19 protein-coding genes and 1 pseudogene are annotated in these 19,381 nt (G+C 59.0%); 4 read left to right on the top strand and 16 right to left on the bottom strand.

Features of this window, described 5'->3' with window-relative positions:
• Positions 1 to 838: 838 nt before the first annotated feature.
• Together nifA and EN786_RS16080 are read left to right on the top strand one after the other, a co-directional pair.
• A pseudogene (gene nifA, locus EN786_RS16085) lies at positions 839 to 1,882 on the top strand (nif-specific transcriptional activator NifA); the annotation flags it as partial.
• 582 nt (positions 1,883 to 2,464) lie between these two features.
• Positions 2,465 to 3,031, top strand: coding sequence for a sugar O-acetyltransferase (locus EN786_RS16080; protein WP_024505228.1), 567 nt, complete (start codon positions 2,465 to 2,467; stop codon positions 3,029 to 3,031).
• Positions 3,032 to 3,338: 307 nt separating this feature from the next.
• Here the strand turns inward: EN786_RS16080 and EN786_RS16075 are convergent, their stop codons facing one another.
• From EN786_RS16075 to EN786_RS16010, 15 genes are all read right to left on the bottom strand, one after another.
• Positions 3,339 to 4,232, bottom strand: coding sequence for an SIR2 family protein (locus EN786_RS16075; RefSeq protein ID WP_024505229.1), 894 nt, complete (start codon positions 4,230 to 4,232; stop codon positions 3,339 to 3,341).
• Positions 4,233 to 4,266: 34 nt separating this feature from the next.
• Complete coding sequence (gene nifT / locus EN786_RS16070; protein ID WP_024505230.1) at positions 4,267 to 4,479, bottom strand: putative nitrogen fixation protein NifT; 213 nt, start codon at positions 4,477 to 4,479, stop codon at positions 4,267 to 4,269.
• On the bottom strand, positions 4,476 to 4,796 hold the full coding sequence (locus tag EN786_RS16065; protein ID WP_024505231.1) for a nitrogen fixation protein NifZ: 321 nt from the start codon (positions 4,794 to 4,796) through the stop codon (positions 4,476 to 4,478). Before EN786_RS16065 ends, nifT begins: the two co-directional genes overlap by 4 nt.
• A gap of 85 nt (positions 4,797 to 4,881) precedes the next feature.
• The gene (locus EN786_RS16060) at positions 4,882 to 5,076 is read right to left on the bottom strand and encodes a 4Fe-4S binding protein (RefSeq protein ID WP_024505232.1); all 195 of its coding nucleotides are present in this window, start codon (positions 5,074 to 5,076) and stop codon (positions 4,882 to 4,884) included.
• A 29-nt stretch (positions 5,077 to 5,105) separates the two neighbouring features.
• Complete coding sequence (gene nifB / locus EN786_RS16055; RefSeq protein WP_024505233.1) at positions 5,106 to 6,587, bottom strand: nitrogenase cofactor biosynthesis protein NifB; 1,482 nt, start codon at positions 6,585 to 6,587, stop codon at positions 5,106 to 5,108.
• 273 nt (positions 6,588 to 6,860) lie between these two features.
• Entirely contained in the window at positions 6,861 to 6,932 is a 72-nt protein-coding gene (locus EN786_RS38275; protein ID WP_245467364.1) for a helix-turn-helix domain-containing protein, read from the bottom strand.
• Positions 6,933 to 7,632: 700 nt separating this feature from the next.
• Positions 7,633 to 8,214 (bottom strand): alpha/beta fold hydrolase, encoded by a 582-nt coding sequence (locus EN786_RS16045; protein ID WP_287152319.1) that lies wholly within the window; start codon positions 8,212 to 8,214, stop codon positions 7,633 to 7,635.
• A gap of 396 nt (positions 8,215 to 8,610) precedes the next feature.
• Entirely contained in the window at positions 8,611 to 8,910 is a 300-nt protein-coding gene (locus EN786_RS16040) for a ferredoxin family protein (RefSeq protein ID WP_024505235.1), read from the bottom strand.
• 12 nt (positions 8,911 to 8,922) lie between these two features.
• Positions 8,923 to 10,227, bottom strand: coding sequence for an FAD-binding protein (locus EN786_RS16035; RefSeq protein WP_126080604.1), 1,305 nt, complete (start codon positions 10,225 to 10,227; stop codon positions 8,923 to 8,925).
• 10 nt (positions 10,228 to 10,237) lie between these two features.
• Positions 10,238 to 11,347 (bottom strand): electron transfer flavoprotein subunit alpha/FixB family protein, encoded by a 1,110-nt coding sequence (locus EN786_RS16030; RefSeq protein WP_126063815.1) that lies wholly within the window; start codon positions 11,345 to 11,347, stop codon positions 10,238 to 10,240.
• Between the two features lie 16 nt (positions 11,348 to 11,363).
• Entirely contained in the window at positions 11,364 to 12,215 is an 852-nt protein-coding gene (locus tag EN786_RS16025; protein ID WP_126063816.1) for an electron transfer flavoprotein subunit beta/FixA family protein, read from the bottom strand.
• A 188-nt stretch (positions 12,216 to 12,403) separates the two neighbouring features.
• Entirely contained in the window at positions 12,404 to 12,781 is a 378-nt protein-coding gene (nifW, locus tag EN786_RS16020) for a nitrogenase stabilizing/protective protein NifW (protein ID WP_024505239.1), read from the bottom strand.
• A 180-nt stretch (positions 12,782 to 12,961) separates the two neighbouring features.
• Positions 12,962 to 14,173, bottom strand: a complete 1,212-nt coding sequence (gene nifS, locus EN786_RS16015; RefSeq protein ID WP_126063817.1) for a cysteine desulfurase NifS — start codon at positions 14,171 to 14,173, stop codon at positions 12,962 to 12,964.
• 158 nt (positions 14,174 to 14,331) lie between these two features.
• Complete coding sequence (locus tag EN786_RS37720) at positions 14,332 to 14,502, bottom strand: hypothetical protein (protein WP_165349961.1); 171 nt, start codon at positions 14,500 to 14,502, stop codon at positions 14,332 to 14,334.
• A 17-nt stretch (positions 14,503 to 14,519) separates the two neighbouring features.
• On the bottom strand, positions 14,520 to 14,840 hold the full coding sequence (locus EN786_RS16010) for an iron-sulfur cluster assembly accessory protein (protein ID WP_029356570.1): 321 nt from the start codon (positions 14,838 to 14,840) through the stop codon (positions 14,520 to 14,522).
• A gap of 586 nt (positions 14,841 to 15,426) precedes the next feature.
• Here EN786_RS16010 and EN786_RS16005 point away from each other — a divergent pair.
• Complete coding sequence (locus tag EN786_RS16005; protein ID WP_126063818.1) at positions 15,427 to 16,563, top strand: ChuX/HutX family heme-like substrate-binding protein; 1,137 nt, start codon at positions 15,427 to 15,429, stop codon at positions 16,561 to 16,563.
• A 156-nt stretch (positions 16,564 to 16,719) separates the two neighbouring features.
• Here EN786_RS16005 and EN786_RS16000 read toward each other — a convergent pair whose 3' ends face one another.
• Complete coding sequence (locus tag EN786_RS16000) at positions 16,720 to 17,952, bottom strand: MFS transporter (protein WP_126063819.1); 1,233 nt, start codon at positions 17,950 to 17,952, stop codon at positions 16,720 to 16,722.
• 1,307 nt (positions 17,953 to 19,259) lie between these two features.
• Between EN786_RS16000 and EN786_RS15995 the strand changes: the two genes are divergently transcribed.
• The coding region (locus EN786_RS15995; RefSeq protein ID WP_245474027.1) for a leucine zipper domain-containing protein at positions 19,260 to 19,381 on the top strand (122 nt) is incomplete at its 3' end.

The following is a 19,381-nucleotide window of genomic DNA, read 5'->3' as shown; positions in this document are numbered from 1 at the left end:
CAAGGTGCGCGTCGCCATGAGCAACGCCTTCGCCATGGGCGGTACGAACGCAGTTCTGGCATTCAGGCAGGTGTAGAAGCCATGCAAGACGCCTCATTTGAGGTCACCTGTCGTATCTAGCTGCTTGAGGGGCGGGGCATTGTGATACAGGGAGAGCTGTGGGGTCCCTCCTTCTCGGCCTCGACGATGTGGAAGGAGCCTGTGCGGCGAAACGGGCTAGACGCCCCCAGGCCCAGAACTTGGGCGAAACCAACTCCCACCAAAGGACAGCCGGTTTAGTAGCCGAACAATGAAACCTCGCTCGACGAGCCGCCGTCTCTACTGTCTCCGGCCTCACGCGGTTGAAGCGAACAGCGCAGCAGCTACTGTTCCGCACAACTCGGATGGCAATTGGGACAAGTCCGCACATGTCGTCACGTACGCTGAACGCCGCAGGTACAGCCAAACTGGGGCGGGGCGTTTCTGCCGTTTTGATAGAATTCTATCAAACTGACAATTTTCCTTGCATAAATGCAAGGAGAGCTCGGTTGACTCCCCTCCTTTCTTGTCAAGGATGAGTTTGCAGGCTGCGGTGCGGCAGAAGCCGGACAGAACAGCGACCGGTCGAGTAAAGGCCTGCGCAAACCGCATATTGCGAGCGCCCGCGCGGAGGAAGACGCTCGTCCTGGTGAAAGGCAACGATGCTCAGGCGCCATTGCCATTTGCCGAGGGCGTCCGCGCGCCGAAAATTTCGAAGCAACAAAGGTGAGATCGAGAATGATGATGACGAAATACAACACAGCTCACCGTCCAGTGCAGTTCTACCGGCGGGTGGCGGAGTGGGATGGGCTGCCAAATGGAACGTAAAAAGATCAGCAAGGAGATGCTTGGCGATAGTCAGGCGCTGCGCAAGCTGCGTGAGCACCTTGTCAAGGTGGCCAAGGCGAAGACTACGGTCCTGTTGCGAGGTGAATCCGGAACCGGTAAGGAGCTGGTTGCCAAAGCCATTCACGAGCTCTCGCCTCGCGCCAAGCAGCCCTTCATCAAGGTCAATTGCGCGGCGCTCACCGAGACGCTTCTGGAATCTGACTTGTTCGGTCATGAGAAGGGTGCCTTCACCGACGCGAGCAGTTTGCGCAAGGGGCGCTTTGAGGCTGCCGACAAAGGCACATTGTTTCTGGACGAGATTGGCGAAATATCAGGTTCGTTCCAGGCTAAGCTGCTGCGTGTCCTGCAGGAGCAGGAGTTTGAGCGCGTCGGCAGCAACCACACCATTAAAGTTGATGTTCGCGTGATTGCCGCAACGAACAGGGACTTGGAAACGGCAGTTCAACGCAAGGAGTTCCGGCAAGACCTCTATTATCGCATCAACGTCGTCACTTTACGCGTGCCGGCATTGCGCGAAAGGCGAGGTGATATTCCGCTCTTGGCCGCTCAGTTTCTCAAGAATTTCAATACTGAGAATGATCACACGCTGACCTTCGCTCCCGAAGCGATTGAGGTGCTAATGAACTGCGAATTTCCAGGCAACATCCGAGAGCTCGAAAACTGCGTTCAACGGACGGCAGTTCTGGCGACGGGTCCATCAATCCTCAGAACTGACTTTGCCTGTTACGCGGATCAGTGCTTGGCCGCGGCGCTGTGGAAGAACGGACCGCCGACGTCAGAGAAGTCGACTACGATCCAGCCTTCCGCCGCCTGTGCCGCCCCGCCCGTCGGCGACGGGCAAGCGCCGATAGGCCCTGCCACGAGTCGTGGTAGGGTGCCCGATGCCGATACGGTCATTGCTGCCATGGAAAAGTGTGGCTGGGTGCAGGCAAAGGCGGCGCGCCTGCTCGGTTTGACCCCGCGCCAGATCGGCTACGTGCTGAGAAAACGCGGTATCGAGATCAAGCGTCTCTGAAACAACCCGCCGAGCAAGAGCTGGAGCAGGTCAAGCATTGGTGCTCTGGCGAGCCCATCGGCCAGGCTTACGAAGTGGGTGTGAACAGCGCTGCCAAGATTCCGGCCGTGTGCTTTCTACCACGTAGTCATACTGGGGCTCTGCGACTGACAAACTAAAAAGGAGTAATCCTATGGCTAGTAACTTCGCTCTACACCGCAAGGCAAATCAATTCGACGTGCCTGGATCCAGAAATAATCGATGTATTATTGGTGACACGCCAGCATGCGTAGAGGCGACGCGCAGATCTCCGCTGGCGGGACCTGGTCGATACATTAGCTGATGGCTTACCGCTCGATATCACGCAATCTGAGATGGGCATGAAAGTGAGTTCGACCGCTGGACAGTTGCCGACCTCGTCAGGTATTGGCCCCTGCGACCGGTTGATCTGCGATATCCAAATTCGCGGAAGTTGGTCGAGACGAAACTGTCGCCCCGGCTCGTGACCGACCGCGCGCCCGGCAAGACCGAGTTACAAAGTTGCCGAGGCAGTTTGATGTGCGTTCCTGCATCACTGTACGGGACACGACCTGACGGGAGACTATGATGCGTAGCCAAAAAGAAAAGATGCTCGCAGGCGAGTTTTACAATGCGGCGGATCCGGAGATCCAAGCTGACCTGTTGGCCACCGGGGCTTGGCTCAAGCGGTACAATGATACGCTGGGGCAGACCACGGGGCATTGGCATGAGCTTTTGTCCGAGCGGCTGGGAGAGGTTGGGCGCGGAACGGTCATCCGTCCGCCCTTTTTTTGCGACTACGGATTCAATATCCGCATTGGAGCCAATGCCTACATCAACTTCAACTGCGTTATTCTTGACGTGGTAGAGGTCAAAATCGGGCAAGGAACGGCAATTGGGCCTGCTGTGCAGATTTATACCGCCGATCATCCACATGATGCCGAGCAGCGGCAGGCCGGCCTGCAGGTCGGGCGTCCTGTTCACATTGGCAGCCGTGTCTGGATCGGCGGTGGAGCAATCATTCTGCCTGGCGTCACGATTGGTGATAATGCAGTGGTAGGCGCTGGCTGCGTGGTCACACGAGATGTTCCCGCCGGGGCAAAGGTAGTGGGAATTCCTGCTCGCGTGGCCGACCCACATAAACAGGCATAATCAACCTCGTTGACCCTGGAGGTGCATGCGAACTGTCGAAACTGTGCCGAATTTTTGTCGAAGCCATTGAGCGCTGCATATGTTGTCGCGACTCGGGCGCTTCAGTTCTTTTGCCACGGGGGTCACAAGATCATGTGCGTAATGCCGCCGCAACGTGCTCACGTCCCGCAGCAGCGGACCCTTTCACATCGCCCAACGAATTCAGAGCCTACGTTGTGCTGCCACTAGCATTACTACTCACGAATGTATTCCCAACTGAGTTTTCGCCCTTGGAGGCAAGCAGCGACTCACCAGCAATCGCCGGCCATTAATCCTGGCTAGCATCGACCCCGACGAGGCGAGCCGCGGCGTTGCGGATCGGCATGTCGATGACCGTGATTGCGCCTTCGGCAAGGAAACGACGTTCGTTTCTGGTCAGCGTAGCCGAATCGATCACCGCAAAATGTGGGCCAGTGGAGCGCTTCATCAGCTGTCTGGCATATGTGCGCAGCATCTGATCGTTGAAGCGGCAGCCCACGAAGAAAAAACCCCGGTTGACGCGCCGTTGCTTCACCGCGTCCGGGATCGGCGTCTGGATATCAATTTCGGTTAGGACTTCGACGTAATCGGAATCAGCCACGAGGAAGTTTGCCGCCGGCCTGACGCTGCCGTGCGGCGCATAGAGCACCGTCCTAGCCACTTGTTCGGCCTCGAGTTCTGTTCCTGACAAATCGTAAGTTCTCGTCCAGATGTTACCGATTCCGGTCGCGCGCGTCGTTCCTTGTATCTCGACAACGTCTGTTTGGCCGGCCTCTGCAAGGGCTGCTCGCATGGCGCCATCGTACCAGCTGTCGATGATGACAGACAGTTGAAGGGTTGCGAGCCAGGCGTGAAGAACGGTCGGCTCGGCGGGGGCTGCGAATATCTCCGCCATCCACGCTTGGAGAGTCCGACGATGTCGGCGCTGCTCGATAAACTGCGCGACCGACCACATATTGGTGCGAATCCTGGAAGGGGCAGGCGCCCGCTTGTTGAGGGCCGCGGCGACATCTTCAGGGGTGCAAGGTACAGGTGATTCCGGTGGGTTAAGCTGCAGAAGACCAGGACCGAGATAGGGGATCACTCGATCGGCCTTGAGAGCGCCGTTCAGCAGGTCAATCAGTTTTTTGGCAAAACTGCCCCGGACGACGACGAGATGGTCCCAGCTCAGCATCGTGTTCATACGCGTTTCCTCTCCGCCACTGAACCCACCGGCATCAGGCCCCGTCGGAAATCTTCATCGCCTCGACGGTGATCGGCAAACGCGTGTCGCGCGGAAGGTCGGGCAGCATGAGCCGCCAACCGTTCCTGAGCGTCACGGTCCCGCCCCATAAGTCAGCGTTCTCAATCTCGGTGATCGGCTCTTCGAGATCCTTCTTGGGGACATAAGCCGACAAGCCAGTAGCGGTCCTGCGAATCATTACTTTCATCCGGCTGTTCCCCCGTTGGAAATGCCTTCAGCTCCGCAGGGAACCTCGACTTTGTCGAGGCTAATGAGTTCGCGCGCTCGCATGCCGACGACCGTGCCACGATCGATCCATTCGACCGCATAGATGAAGAATTGCTGGAGAAAGGTTCCAATGTCGCGCACGTAGCCTTCGTCGCCCTTCCGCACGAGGTTTTCGCCGATCTCCTTGCCGGGATAGGTGCCGTCGTTTTTTATGTGGCGTATCGCACGGACCCGCTCACCCTGCATGAACCGTGGCGGTCTGCCGATTTCGACCTCCTGTTCGCGTCTGGACCACATGCTGTCCATTCCTTTCTCGAGGCTTTTGTTGTGGTCGCGGGTTGCAGGCGTCGTCGTGCGGCGAACCCGACCGTTTCGGTAGGAATCAAGCGGGAACGCAGGTTTTCGGTACCGGACAGACCGACACGCATTGCTGCGTATCGAAGGCCTCCTTGCATTCGGTGCACTTGTTTGGATCGATCACATAGGCGTCGCCCTTGAACTTGATCGCTTCCGAAGGACATTCGAACTCGCAGGCCCCGCATTGGGTACATTGGGATGCGATGATCTTTAAAGCCATTCTAACTCCTGGTTATCGGACGAGACGGCTCAGGCCGTCGCCGCTAGTGGTCTGATCCCAAACTCTGCCGCGTAAAGTGCGCTGACTGCGGTCTCGATGTAGTCATGGCCATAGGCGTCGGTTACGCGCAGTCCAGCTCGCGAGAGTTGTTCCTTCGGGCGATTTCCGATCTTGGCGCATAGCACTATGTGTATGCCTTCGAGCGCTGCGATGACGCCCTCGAGGATGGCGTCTTCGCCCCCGCCTCCGAGGCAATACCGCTCGACCTTCCGATGCCCGACCAAGCTGATCCCTCTAGGCGAGACTTCATAAACCTGGAATTCCTTCGCGTGGCCGAAGTGTTCGTTGACCCGTCCACCTCCCTTAGTGGCCACCGCAACCAGAAGCGACTTTTCGGAGTCTGTTGCCTTGACCATACCGATGGCCTCGCTCCTCGCCGCCTCATGATCACGGCGCTCGTGTGCGACCACCTGCCGATAGGCCTGACGCTTGCCAGCATCGTAGGCGACATCGTCGGGAATCCCGTCCAGCGTGAATTCCTGGCCACGATCTTCACCGAGCAGGCCGACAGCATCTGCCCGGCACTGCCGGCAGTGGCGCATCAACTTGGCGCCACCTTCAAGTCGATCCTGAAGAGCCATCATCTCCATTGCCGTTGGGCCGCGCTGCCCGATGAGTCCGTAGTGGGTACCGTGCGCCGGGTCCGAAATCAGAGGCATCACGTTGTGCAGAAACGCGCCCCGCTCCCTGACCATTTTGTTCACCTCAAACAGGTGCTGGTCGTTCACTCCAGGAATCATCACCGAGTTGATTTTGGTGAGGATGCCGCGCGCGCTCAGCATCTCCAGGCCCAGCATCTGCCGCGCGTGCAAGATTCGAGCGGCTTCGATGCCGAAGTAGCGGCGATTTTCATAAAAGATCCATGGATAGATCTTCGCGCCGACTTCCGGGTCGACCATGTTGATGGTGACCGTCACGTGATCAACATTCATTTCGGCAAGCTCGGCGACATGGTCCGGCAGCACGAGCCCATTAGTGGAGACGCACAGCTTTATGTCGGGGATTTCCCTGATGACGCGGTCGAGCGTTGCCTTCGTTTTCTCCCAATCGTAACAGGCATCCCCCGGCCCAGCGATGCCAAGAACCGAAAGCTGCGGAACTTTGTTGGCAACGGCGATGACCTTGCGTAGCGCTTGGTCGGGCGTCAACTTCTCAGACACAACACCAGGCCGGCTCTCGTTGGCGCAATCGTATTTGCGATTGCAATAGTTGCACTGGACATTGCAAGCCGGCGCGACCGCCACATGCATACGCGCGAAATAATGATGCGCTTCCTCCGAAAAGCAGGGGTGATCCTTGATCCTTTCCCAAATAGCCGGATCCCCTTCGCCCGGGCTGGTCGGCGACGAGCCGTAGGAGGACGATGCGCAGCCACCGGATTTCGCGGCTGCCAGAAAACCCTCGGATGTCGTGCTAGTCGGCCCCTCAATCGAAACTGTCGGTGAGGACATCAAACGGCTCCGTTGCTGGTAACGTCGCGGTTCAAGGTGCAAGAGCCATACCAACTGAAAAAAGCGGCTTCAGTTCACTATTCGGGTCGATATCGCATTGTGTCAGGCCGGCGCGACACAATTTTGTCCTGCTTGCGACAGTGCAAGTCCAAATCCGTTCAGAAGCACGAAGCACTCCTTGTCGCGCACAGGGCGCGCAAGACCACTGGCCTGACGATTGGCTCATCAGGCTCTTAGAATTTCCTTCACCTCGATACTATGCCGGCGTATCGCCTAGCCGACTTGTCGCAGCTTGAGGCCGAGAATTCGAGCCGCATTAGCCTGAACCCAGCCGGCCTTCTCCATTGTGTCGATCAGCCGTCACGCTCCGTCCGCCGCGGTCTCAGCCCCCGTCCGGCCGTATCGTTAGAATCGCAAGTGGCTATCTCGTGTTCAGGGGGCGCCGATGCGCCGAACCGGCATCGTGCTGGCCCGTGAGAGCTCGTCGATGACATTGCCACGTTCCGAAAGATTGGTTCCTTCCAGAGGAGAACGCCAAGCACGCAGTTCTCCGGCTCGGACGTTGCCGGGGAAATAGCATTGCGAGATCAGCTCAACTGCCGACGGCGCAAAGCCATGGTTCTCCATATTTCAAGGGTAAGCGCTGTGTCCTTCCAGGAGGACCCGCGATCTGTGGGCCTGCCGATTCTGAGGTGGATCGGAGATCGGCTTGTGTCTGAACTTGAACTTACGATTGACCCTGAGCGGCAGCCTCGGCGTTTTCGAGGGTGATCAACGGCGCTGTTGGTCGGCGGCATTGGTCGATGGACGACAAGGCACGGAGTCATTCCGAGACCCTGGAGCCGACGCGGTGATCTCGGAGGTTGCCCGGCGCTACGGGCTGCGGCCGCGGCGGAACGCTCGCAAGCTTGCGACGTCGGCAGGACAGGCCACTCCCGCCTAGTGGTTTCGGTGGCGCCACCGGAACGACCCGTTGGGCCTATCCGTGCACCAGAGCTCAAGGCCACGGCCTGAGAATCGGCCGCCGCTCACCCTACTTGGTTCCTCAGCCGACTGCGCTAAGAAGGAGAGCAACTTCCGTCGGCGCGAGGATCATTGCGTCGTGGCCAGTGGCGAGTTCCTGCCACGCCCAGCCATCCTGCTTCGCGACCCATTCTCGCGCTCCCGCCATCGGCGGGTGGAGTGGATTAGTGCAGACGACATAGGTTCGGGGTCTGCCGTTGCCGAGCGGGTGCTCGAGCTTAAGTCCGCTTTCGTAGGTGCCTGCCGGATGCGGTGTTATCCGGCGCCGCACCCAGTCCGTGAGCGAGTGTCCCTCGGGAATGCCGAATGCTGTTGGCGGCGGAGTCGGCATGAAGATACCCCGTCCTTCCTCCGCAACCAATTTTCGACGGGCCGCGACGATGTCGGGGGGCATGGTGCTGAATACACTTTGACCGCTCTCGACGATGGCGCTGTCGAGATAAACGAGATGGCTGATATGGTCGGGTATCCGGTCGGCGGCGCCGGTGATGCTGATGCCGCCTAGACTGTGACCGACAAGGATCACATCGCTCAGCTCTTCCGTCACAATGTGGTTGACGATGTCGGTCACGAATGTGTCGGGCGTGATGTCCTTGCACAGCAAACGTGCGCGTTCGCCGACACCTGGTCGGCGTGGTCACGTGGCATCCCATCTTGCGAAGATTGGCAGCCACGTCCCGCCAACACCATCCGCCATGCCAGGCACCATGCACTAGCACATACGTCTTTGCCATGGGTTGTGCCGTTCCACTTGCTCACCGGCCGTTGTGGCTGCCATCCGGCACGATGGCCGGGCGTTGTCCCAAAGGGGCTCGACCACGTGACCGGTGGTAAGTCCGGCGCACAGGGCAGCGCCGTGGCCTGAGGACACCGCTAACGAGTCAAGGAAATTTGAATTGCGAAAGGCCAATATTCACTAGCTCTTTGCAAGTGGATGGAGAGGCTCATGGTGTGCCGCAGTTGCTCGCTGCCGGCATGCTCTTGGCACGGTCCCGGCTGATCATCCGAACTTGAACAGGACACCAAAGCCGCCGCGCGGATAGTTCCACTCGATGTCGCCGCCTTTCTCGCACAATATCCGGCAGGTGCCGCATTCCATGCAGCCGTCGGCGGTGATCTCGACTTGACCCTTGTCATTCAACTCATAGCATTTCGCCGGACAGACGTAGGTCAACGCAAGCAAGTTCGCGCTTGGCTTGTCGTGCGGTCGCACTATAATATGGGGGCGGCCGGAATCGACCAGATAGCGGTTCTGGTAAAGTTTGTCCTCGACACGAACCTTCGTCACTGCGATCGTCATCTTGTACCCTCTTCAGCGCCATGCCAATGCCAGGCGGACCGCGTCGCTGACCAACCCCCAGCGCGAGCGCGCGTTGATGAAGGCGGCCGTGGTGTTCTTTTCCTTCTCGATCTTCGGCGTGCCGTCGACACGCATGAAGTTCTGAGCGGCATGCGACATCAGCCGCGGATAGCTGTCAAAAAAGTTGCTGGAATTGGTGTGGAGCAAGGCTGGCATGTCCTTGTATTTCTTAAGATCCTTGATCACAAAGGAGTCATCCAGCATCGTCTTGTAGAGCGCAAGGTTCGCTTTGGTCATAGGACCGTTGCGGCTTTTGACTTTGATGATCGCCTCAGCCGCGACACGACCCGAGGTCATGGCAAGGTTCGAACCCTCACGGTGAATGGCATTGTTCAGTTGCGCTGCGTCGCCGACGATGACCCAACCGTCGCCGAAGAGCTGCGGAATGGCCTTGTAACCACCTTCGGGGATAAGATGGGCGGCATATTCTTTCACCTCCGAGCCAGCGATCAGCGGCCGGATCGAAGGATGGTTTTTCATCGCATCCAGGAGGGCGGACGGGCTCTCCATCGTCGCGGCGAAATCCGAGACCAGGCAGCCGATGCCGAGTGATATCGACTCCTTGTTGGTGTAAAGGAAGCCGAGCCCGGCCATGCTGCGAGAGATCGTGCCCACGGCCTCGATTACGCAGCCTTCATCGCCCTTGACCCCGAACCGCTGGCCAATGACCTCTTCGGGCAAGAAATGCATTTCCTTGACGGCAAGCGCCACGGTCTCCGGCTTCGGCATCTCGCGCAGGCCTGCGCGAGTGCCAAGCAATCCCGACACCCCTTCTGCGAGAACGACCACATTCGCGAAGACCACTCCGCCAGCCCGGTCTGTGCGGACGCCGATCACCTTGCCATTGCCATCACGGACGAGTTCCGTCGCGGTCGTCTCACACAGGACCGTCGCGCCAGCCTCGCGCACCTTGCGGGAAAACCATTTGTCGAACTGGGCGCGAATGATCGTGTAGCGGTTGGGTTTCGCCTCATTGAAGTCGTCCGACCGGTAATGAATTCCGGTGTGAGACGTGTCGTCCAACACCCAAAGTCGCTGTTCGACCAGGTGCCGCTCGAGGGGCGCATCATCCCGGAAGTCCGGGATGATCTTCTCCAGCATGTTCGCGTACATTATGGCACCCTGGACGTTCTTAGAGCCCGGATATTCCCCGCGCTCCAACTGCAGTACCTTCAGCCCCTGGCTTGCCAAAGTGTAAGCAGCTGCGTTTCCAGACATGCCGGCTCCGACCACTATGGCATCGAATTGTTCAATCATGTCCTCTCCCTCAACTCGCAAGCTTGTCTCGACTGTGCGGCGACAGCCGCCGGGTGAAGGCTTCCGTCAGTGCGGGCAGGAAGCGGATTGCATCCGTGACGATCCCGAGGTGGGCGAACTCGAAAATCGGCGCGTTCGGATCGGTGTTGATCGCGACGATGAGATCGGCCCCCTCGACCCCAACTCGGTGCTGGATGGCGCCGGAAATTCCGGCCGCGATGTAAAGCTTCGGTCGAATGGTCTTGCCAGTTTGTCCAATCTGTCGATCAGCCGGCATCCAGCCCTTCTGGACCAAGGGGCGCGAACAGCCATGCTCGGCGCCGATCGCTCGGGCAAGATTCTTCACAAGCTGAAGGTTCTCCGCCGCTCCGAGACCGAGGCCTCCCGCAACCACGACATCCGCATAGGCAAGATTTGCCATTGCCGACTGGTTATCCGGTAGGAAGCCGAGGACTTTGGTGACGATATCGTCCTCAACGAGCGACAGCTTGTGCCGCATGACACGCCCGACCGGCTTATCCACCCGTTGCGGCATAGGCATGACCCTTGGTCGCACCGTCGCCATTTGCGGCCGGTAATTTAGTGTATAGATCGTACACAACAATGAGCCACCAAAAGTCGGACGGGTCGCGGCGAGTGAACCGTCGGAATCTACATCAAGTTCGGTGCAGTCGGCCGTGAGCCCCGTCTGCAGGGTCGTCGCTACCGAGCCTGCAAGATCCCTGCCCAGTGTGGTCGCGCCGAGAAGGAGGATTTCGGGTTTATGGGTATTGACCAGATCCGTGAGCGCCTTGGCGAACGGCTCGTTCCGGTAGTCGGCGAGCGGCGGCGCATCGACGATGTAGACAAGATCCGCCCCGTAAGCGAAGGCCTCGGCAACAGCGTCCTCGACCATCTCGCCCGGCGGTCCCAGCACGACGCCCGCGAGCTGGACTTCAAGCTTGTCGGCCAATTTGCGGCCTTCGCCCAGCAGTTCGAATGATACAGGATGCACATTGCCGCGTTCGAGCTCGAGGAAGACCCACACGTGCCGGTAGTCTTTGAAATGGTCGGGAAGTTCTTTCTTTACACCGGCACGGCCGGGGGCAATGCGAGGGGTGGTTTGGCTTGCGGTCGACATTTTCTGCTCCTGGCCGTCACGTGCCGCTGTTGAAGGCCAGCTCATGTTCCAGCGCCGGCCGGCGGGTTAAGATATCGGCGATGAGTTCATCGGCTATGTCCTGCAAGCCCCTTTCCGCGGTGTCGATCTGCGCCGCCCTTTCTGCCCGTGCGGTGGGGGCGAAAACACGCTTGACGACTGTAGGCGAGCCACGCAGACCGCACCGGGTGAGATCGTCAATGCCGGCGTCGGCTGCAGTCCACTTCACGACTTGCCTGCGCGCCGCGCACAGAGCCTGCTGGAGCGAGCCCCGGCGGATTTCGTTGGTGTCTTCCAGCATGGTAATGAGGCAAGGGAGTCTGCTCTTCAGCAACTGGGTGCCGCCTTCGGCGCGACGCGCGACTTCGATCTCTCGCGTATCGAGATCGATGGAGGCAATCTTCGCGACATAGGTAAGTTGCGATAAATCTAGGCGCTTGGCTATGCCCGGTCCGACCTGGGCGGTATCGCCGTCAATCGTCTGCTTGCCGGTGAAGACGATGTCCGGCCTGCCGAAAGTCTCCCCAATTTTTGCGATTGCTTGCGAAAGAGCAAAGGAAGTCGCCAGCGTATCGGATCCGGCAAAATAGCGGTCCGTCAAGAGAACTGCTCGGTCAGCACCGTAACCGAGCGCCTTTCGCAGCGAGTCCTCCGCCATGGGCGGACCCATTGTGAGCACAGTAACCTCGCCACCATGAACGTCGCGCAGTTTGAGCGCTTCTTCGAGGGCGAACAGGTCGTAAGGATTGATGATGGTCGGAACACCCTGACGCATGATCGTGTTCGTCACCGGGTGCACGCGGATCTGTGCCGAATCCGGCACCTGCTTGATGCAGATTACGATATGCATTGGCGGTTTCTCTAAGCTCCCAGTCCGGATTCGTGCTTGGCGGTTCGCCTCATTGCCTGCATCGTTCATGCCAAGTCGTCTTCCTGCCTCTATTCCAGAAGGTGGCTTCGTTTGCTTCCGAGGAGGCGTCATGAGGACTGGATTTGTCGACTTCTCGACATTGTCGCGTCGCAGCCGTGTCGGGCTCATTACTTTCCGAACCGCTTCAGTGCAGAGTCGAGCGGGACGAAGGCGCGGCCAGGTGCGGGACATATGTTTGGATCGTGGTCCCTTAGCACCTTGAACACACGTTGCGTGAGCGGCGAGGAAGTCGCGAAATCTTCGTAGGCGCGTTCCAGCTTGGCGCGCACCCGCGCGGCGATTACCTGGTTAGGCAGACCGGAGAAATCTTCTTCGGCAAGGTATTGGCCCACGCGCTTCATGATATGGAGCCGCGAGACATTCATCACTTTCGGGTCGTAGGAGACGCCAAGGCAGGCGAAGAAGTCCTCCGCGGCCGACAGGCCCTTCAGTCGCGCTAGGATATCGGTGCGATCGATCGGGCGGCTATCAGCGGAGCAGTTCATTGTATTCTCCCGGCGCGTAATTGTGGTGTCGATGCATTGGTGACATTGCTGACGGCGTGCCGACCTCTGGCACGGCGGCTGGGCAAGAGACTTGGCGATCTCAAGCTTTTCTGAAGTGGTGAAGGCGACCCCGAGTTTGACTGCTCTCCATTGCGCAGGGTCGTCACGTTGAGGAAGACCTCACGGCTCGTCGGCTATTGTGCCGCTCGGACCCGGGCCGGAATGAAGCTGTTCTGCACCTCGCCCGCACAGTCCAGCACTGGGAACGGCCCGTAGCTTCTCGGTGATCGCAGGCAGGACCTCAAGCACGCGGTCTACGTCATCTTCGCCGTTGTCACGCGACAAGGAGAAGCGGACTGCCCCACATGCCGCGTTCATAGCGATCAGAACATGGCTCGGTTCCAGTGAGCCAGAGGCACAGGCGGACCCGGCGGAACAGGCGATTCCCAGCCGGCTCAGGACAATTGGAATTGCATCGCCTTCGATACCTTCGAATCCAATGTTTGCAGTGTTTGGCAATCGCTCTTGCGGATCGCCGTTGATGGATGTGTTTGGGATGCGCTGGATGATCCCGTTCTCAAGGCGGTCGCGCAACCATTTTATTCGTTTTGTCTCGTCCATGAATTTCAAGGCGAGTTCGGCCGCCATGCCCAGTCCGACTATGCCGGGTGTGTTTTCAGTGCCTGCACGCCGGTCGCGCTCTTGGTGCCCACCCTTGATCATGGAGGAGAAGCGCACGCCACGTCTTACATAAAGCGCGCCTATCCCCTTTGGACCATGCAGCTTGTGGGCGGAGAGCGACAGCATGTCGATCGCGGTCGATTTCAGCTCAATCGGAAGCCTTCCGACCGCCTGCACTGCATCAGTGTGGAAAAGCGCGCCGACTTCCCTGGCTAGATCGGCAAGCTTAACCACGGGAAAGATCGTACCGGTCTCATTGTTCGCCCACATTATCGAGACGATTGCCACTTGTGGAGTGAGAGCGGTTCTGTAGGCGTCCAGGTCGAGCCGGCCGTGGTGATCGACTGGGATAATGTGCACCTTGACGCCGCGCGTCTTTTCAAGGTGCGCGCACAACTTCAGAACGGCCGGATGTTCAACCGCGGAAGTCACTATTTCCGTTCGGTCGGGCATCACCTCCAGCGCCGAAAGGATGGCTGTACTGTCGCTTTCAGTCCCGCCCGAGGTGAAGATGATCTCGTCCTCGAATCCCGCGCCGATGAGGGCTTGCAACTGTTGCCTCGCCTTTCTCACGGCTTCAGCAACCGATGCGCCATAGGCGTGCATGGACGAATGATTGCCAAATTGCTCCGTAAAGAAAGGCAACATCGCTCCAACGACTGCAGGATCAACCCGCGTCGTTGCGTTGTTGTCGAGATAGACAGGGTTCATGGGAGTGATCCTTCAACTGCTGAAATGATTCAAGGGTAGGCGGGCCATTGAACCTCTGGCGCATATCGTATCTGGTAAGGTGGGCGGCCGGGCGAGCGATGGCTTGGCTGACCGGTCGCTGTCGACATTGCCCTTTGGTGGCGGCATCTGCCGGGAATTCAGCTGTTTCGGGCAATTTTGTTTGCTTGCCCACGGCAACGATCGATGATCGCGATTTGGCGCATCACCGAACGCAATTGTTCCGGGCCGACAGTGCGTGTCGGCCGGTTCCAGAGCGCCGGCGGTGCCGGTTCGACGCAGTATTCCTTGGCGTCGCTATAGTCGAACATAGCCTGTTCCCTCGCAATCATTTGCAGGACTTGCCGCAGCCGCACGTCTCACGCGCATTGGGGTTATCGAAAACAAAGCCGGATGTTTCGAGCCCAGTGACGAAGTCCACGGTCATGCCGGCTGCATGGGGTTGGGAGCCTCTATCCATGAACACCTTGAGCCCATCTCGCTCGATGATCGCATCGCCCTCACGTGAGACGCTCTCCAGGCCCATTGAGTATTGGAAGCCGGCGCAGCCGCCGGCATGGACCATGATGCGAAATCCTTCCGCCGGCTCGCTGGCGCGGTAAAGAGCGGCCTTGATGGCGGCAACAGCGTTGTCGGTGAGCGTAATCATGGCTCGATTTCTCCTCGGTCCGACGTTTTCGCGGATCATCTCGCATGGACCGTGCCAAAGGGAAGACGTGTCAAAAACCGTAGGACATCCCGACGTCTCTTATGCTCGATTGCTGGGGAGACGTCCGACAACCGACACTTACTGTCGGATTTGTCGCGTCCGCGTCACAGGAAGGGCGCCTGAGTTCGCGATGCACTCACGCGTAAAGCAATGAACAGAGCCAAAGATGTTCAGAGCTTGCCGCGGAGCAACTGGCACGATTTTTGTGAAGCCTTCGTTGCGGCGGCAAAATTGCCGGCCGATTCACCTTTGGGTTGCCCTCGCAATCGAAGAACGAAGGAGAGCAATATGATCCATCAGACCCGCCTTGAGTGGGAAAGCAGCACCGCCGGTGGTACCCGAATGCTCGATCGGCCGATTGGCGCCGACCACCCAACAATCGCTCTCTACCGGCGATTGGCCGCTGACCGCCCGGAGACAGGATTCGACTGGCATGTGCCTGACGATCGATCGCGTCCGCCGTGCACACCCCTGAGGCCCGTTTTTCGATCGATCGTCAAAAGAAGAACGGGGCAGGGGTAAAAACATGGATCAGCGCAAGAAGCGGTCGCCCAACGAAATCCGGCGTGCGTGGGAAGTCTGTCCGAACATTCCCGCGCGTGATTTCGCAGCCCAATTGGCCATTTCGGAAGCGGAACTGGTCGCGGCCCATTGCGGTTTCGGCGCGGCACGCATCGACCCGCGCGTCAATCACGTTCTGACGGGCCTCGAATTCGTGGGCGAAGTGACGGCGCTGACCCGCAATCAAGGTGCCGTGCACGAAAAGATTGGCGTCTTCAACAGAGTGATAACCGGCAACAATCACGCCATGGTCCTTGGTGACGAATTCGACCTTCGCGTCTTCCCGCAAGCTTGGAGGTATGGTTTCGCTGTTGAAAGGCGCCATCGCGGCGGAATCCAGCGCAGTTTGCAATTCTTCGACGCCACCGGCGCAGCAGTGCATAAGGTGCATCTCAGGCCGGTCTCCAACCTTCATGCCTATCGAAAGCTGGTGGCCGAGCTCGTATCCGCCAACCAGGAGCCGACCATGTCGCTTAAGGCGAGAGTAGCCGACCTGGGCGCGAGGACTGCGGACTGGGCCGGCACGGTGGACGACCTACGCGAGCACTGGAGCCGGCTGACTGACGTCAACCTTCTAAAGACGCTCAAGCTCAGCCGCTGCCAGGCTTTGCGCATGGTCGGCCAGGATTACGCTTGGCTGCTCGACAATGCCGCAGTTGGCGCCGTGCTCCAGCGTGCGGCCGAAGACGAATTGCCGATCATGTGCTTCGTCGGCAACCGAGGTTCTATCCAGACCCATTCCGGCTTAATCAAGTCGGTCAAGCAGATCGGGCCGTGCATCCATGTGCTGGACGAAACGTTCCGGCTGCATCTCAGGACCCACCAAATCCGTGAGGTTTGGGCCGTGCGCAAGCCGACCAATGACAGTCACGTCACCTCGCTCGAAGCATATGGGTCCGACGGCAAGATCATCATCCAGTTGTTCGGTGCGCGCAAGGAAGGCGAACGCGAGCGCGACGACTGGCGGGTTCTGGCGGAAAACCTGCCTCGTTTCCCCGACAGCTACATGAGAAAAGACCGATCGTCGTCGGTGGGACGCCGGCGCCCATCTGCCTCCGCAGCCAGTAGCCGGGCATTGAAGCCGAGACCGGGGACACGATGACGCAATAAGCGCGCTGTATTATCGCAACGCGATGAGCAGGAAGCAATTTGGCGCTGCCCCATCGACCGCATGGTTACGACGAAGCCGCGGCCTTTGGGCCGAGCTCAGAGGTGGCAATAGCGTGAACGCCGCCGACCGTCACTCCCCACCAGGCGGTCAGGTTTTGCGGTTCGGGCCGAGCAAAAATACTGTCAAGACAGCGAGGAACGTGGCAACCGCGCTGTAGACAAAGACACTGGCAATACCCGTGTGATCCACCAATAGGCCACCGAAAGTTGTGCCGGCTGCGATGGCCACTTGGAAGGTTATGACCATCAGTACACCAGCGCTCTCGGCCTGTTTCGGAGCGGCGCGTAGCACCATCCATGTCTGCAATCCGACCGGGACCGCGCCAAAAGCAAAGCCCCATACGGCAACTGCAATTGCCGAGGTCAAGGCCGATGCTCCCATAGTCAGGAGCGAGACAGCGGCTACGGCAATGAGCAGGGGCGGCAGGGCCGCGACCGCCTTGAGACTGTGTTTGGTGAGGAATGCGCCGGCTAAATTGCCGAAGACGCCGGCCGTGCCAAAAGCAAGGAACACGAGCGGGATTGACTTCTTTTCGAGCGCAGGAACGCTCTCGAGAAAGGCGCGGATGTAGGCGAAGCTGGCAAAATGGCCGGAAGCGACCAATAGCACGACTAGCACCGCAACCTTCATCGCCGGATTCTTCGCGACATCCAGCGGACTGCGGAATCTGCGCACTTCGATCGGAGGCAGTGGCGGAATGGTTACGAGTTGCACGAGCAGCGCAACGGCACTCACGATTGCGGCGACCTTGAACGAGGCTCGCCATCCCCAAATGTCACCGACATAAGCGCCGATTGGAGCCGCGCAGACGGAGGCGACAGAAACGCCGGTGAGGATGATCGACATGGCGCGCGGCATGAGGTGACTTGGAACCAGCCGCATCGCCAACGCTGCCGAAATAGACCAAAAACCACCAAGCGATATGCCAAGGACGACGCGTGCCGCCAGCAAAACCGGCAGCGACCCCGCAACCTCTGCCAGAACGTTCGACAGGATCAGCAGGAGCGTCATCGCCCAGATGACGACCCTGCGGTCCAGACGCTTTGTCACGATGGCGATTATCGGTGCCGAGATCGCCGCGACGATTGCGGTCGCTGTTAGCGCCTGTCCAGCCGTGCCCGTGGTGATACGGAGATCATGCGCGAGCGGTGTCAGAACGCTGGCGGGCAGAAACTCTGCCGTCACAAGCCCGAAGGTGCCGAAGGAAAGCGAAATGATGGCACCCCATGCAGGGCCAGAACGTTGATAGGGACTTTCTGGGTCAAGCCGATCTCGGTCGAACAAAGCCGCGTCCACTAAATCTGTCGCCGATTCGGTCATGAATGAGTTCTCCGGCTAGGAGCTGTTGCAGCAGGGGTGGCTACATCGCCGGGGATCAAAGCCGCGAGACCTTCCGGCGGCGGCCAGTCGGCATCAGTCGAGGCCTCGGCGCCCGACGCATCCGAGGCCTCATCGGAGGGCCGACGGACCCAACCGTCGACAATGCGGGAGAGTTCTCGGCGCGGTCGCATCGATCGCATTCGTCGAAGTGCGGTCTGTTCACTGCGAACCAAGCAAGCCGAACGCGGTGTCCTCGATCGAGGCCTTGATGGGGGGATGATCGACGATCTCTATATTGCTTTGAAGCAGGAAGTTCCGTCGCCATATGTGGTTATCCTGGCAGCCAGAATTGAGCGGTTGTCGCAAGCACCAAGGCGGTCGCAATGAGTGCAACGAGGCGGAAGTCTGATCGATGGCTGCGGTTCGATGGCCGCGCGATCGACAAAATTGAGGTGATGAGTTATCCCTTTTGAAGCCGTTGCTCCCAATTCTGGGATAAGGTAATTGCAGGCGGTCCCAGCAACGTCGGGCGGCCTTTTTGGTGATCGAATTCATGGGACGACACTCTCGGTCCGTGACGCATCTGCGAATGACTCCGCAAGTTCCGTGCCATCAACGACAAATCTGGCTCTGCTGAGCGGGTGGTGGAGGCACGAGCGTGGGCTATCCCAAGAGCTTGCCGCAAGGTTGTTCGAAGTTGAGGTGCCGGATAGACCGCAAATATGTCGGGCGGCCTGGGGTTGGCCAACACGAAGATGCGCAAGTTCAAAAGGACGAGCTGAACCCTTGCCGATATCCATCCGAGGCTGATCTGGAGAAGGTCAAGAACTGCGTCTTGAAGGCTTCCGCCGCACCGGCAAATGCTAAGCCAAGGTGCTGGGCAAGATGGACAGGGCCATCCAACCCGTCGACTGGACGCTCATTAATGGCGTCGGTGTGGCTCTGTAGCTGGCGAGAAAAACGCCCTGCTGAAAGACAAAAGCTCGTGTGGCCGGCTCTGAAGGACGGCCAGTGAGGCAGGCGAGGAGAGGCTATAGCCCATTCGTGTAGACTGATCTTGTCCCACGGAGGCGGCTAACCACCCCGCCAGACATCATCGAGGGGAGCGCCACTAGGCTTACCCCAAGTGTTGGTCATTTCCACCTGGGTGACCTCGGCCAAGTCACCAAGCCGCTTAGAGCAAGCTTTCGAACTGGATGCTCCCCGGGCACATGATCGGCTAGCTGTGAGCTTTCGGGAGGTTGTCCATTCGGACCGGACCGAGGAGACTGGAGTTACCACGCTTCAGCATCCATCGGAGGATCCGAATGAACATCCATAAGAATGCCCGTCTCACACCGCTGCGTCGAGAGGAGATGGCGCTGTCGGTGATAGAAGGCGCTTTCTCCAAAGCCCATGCGGCGCGTGTCTACGGCGTGTCGGCCAAGAT

The sequence above is a fragment of the Mesorhizobium sp. M4B.F.Ca.ET.143.01.1.1 genome, assembly GCF_004792275.1.
Taxonomy (GTDB): domain Bacteria; phylum Pseudomonadota; class Alphaproteobacteria; order Rhizobiales; family Rhizobiaceae; genus Mesorhizobium; species Mesorhizobium abyssinicae.
Note: the sequence above shows the minus strand (reverse complement) of the source record. Positions and strands in the feature narration are given on the sequence as shown.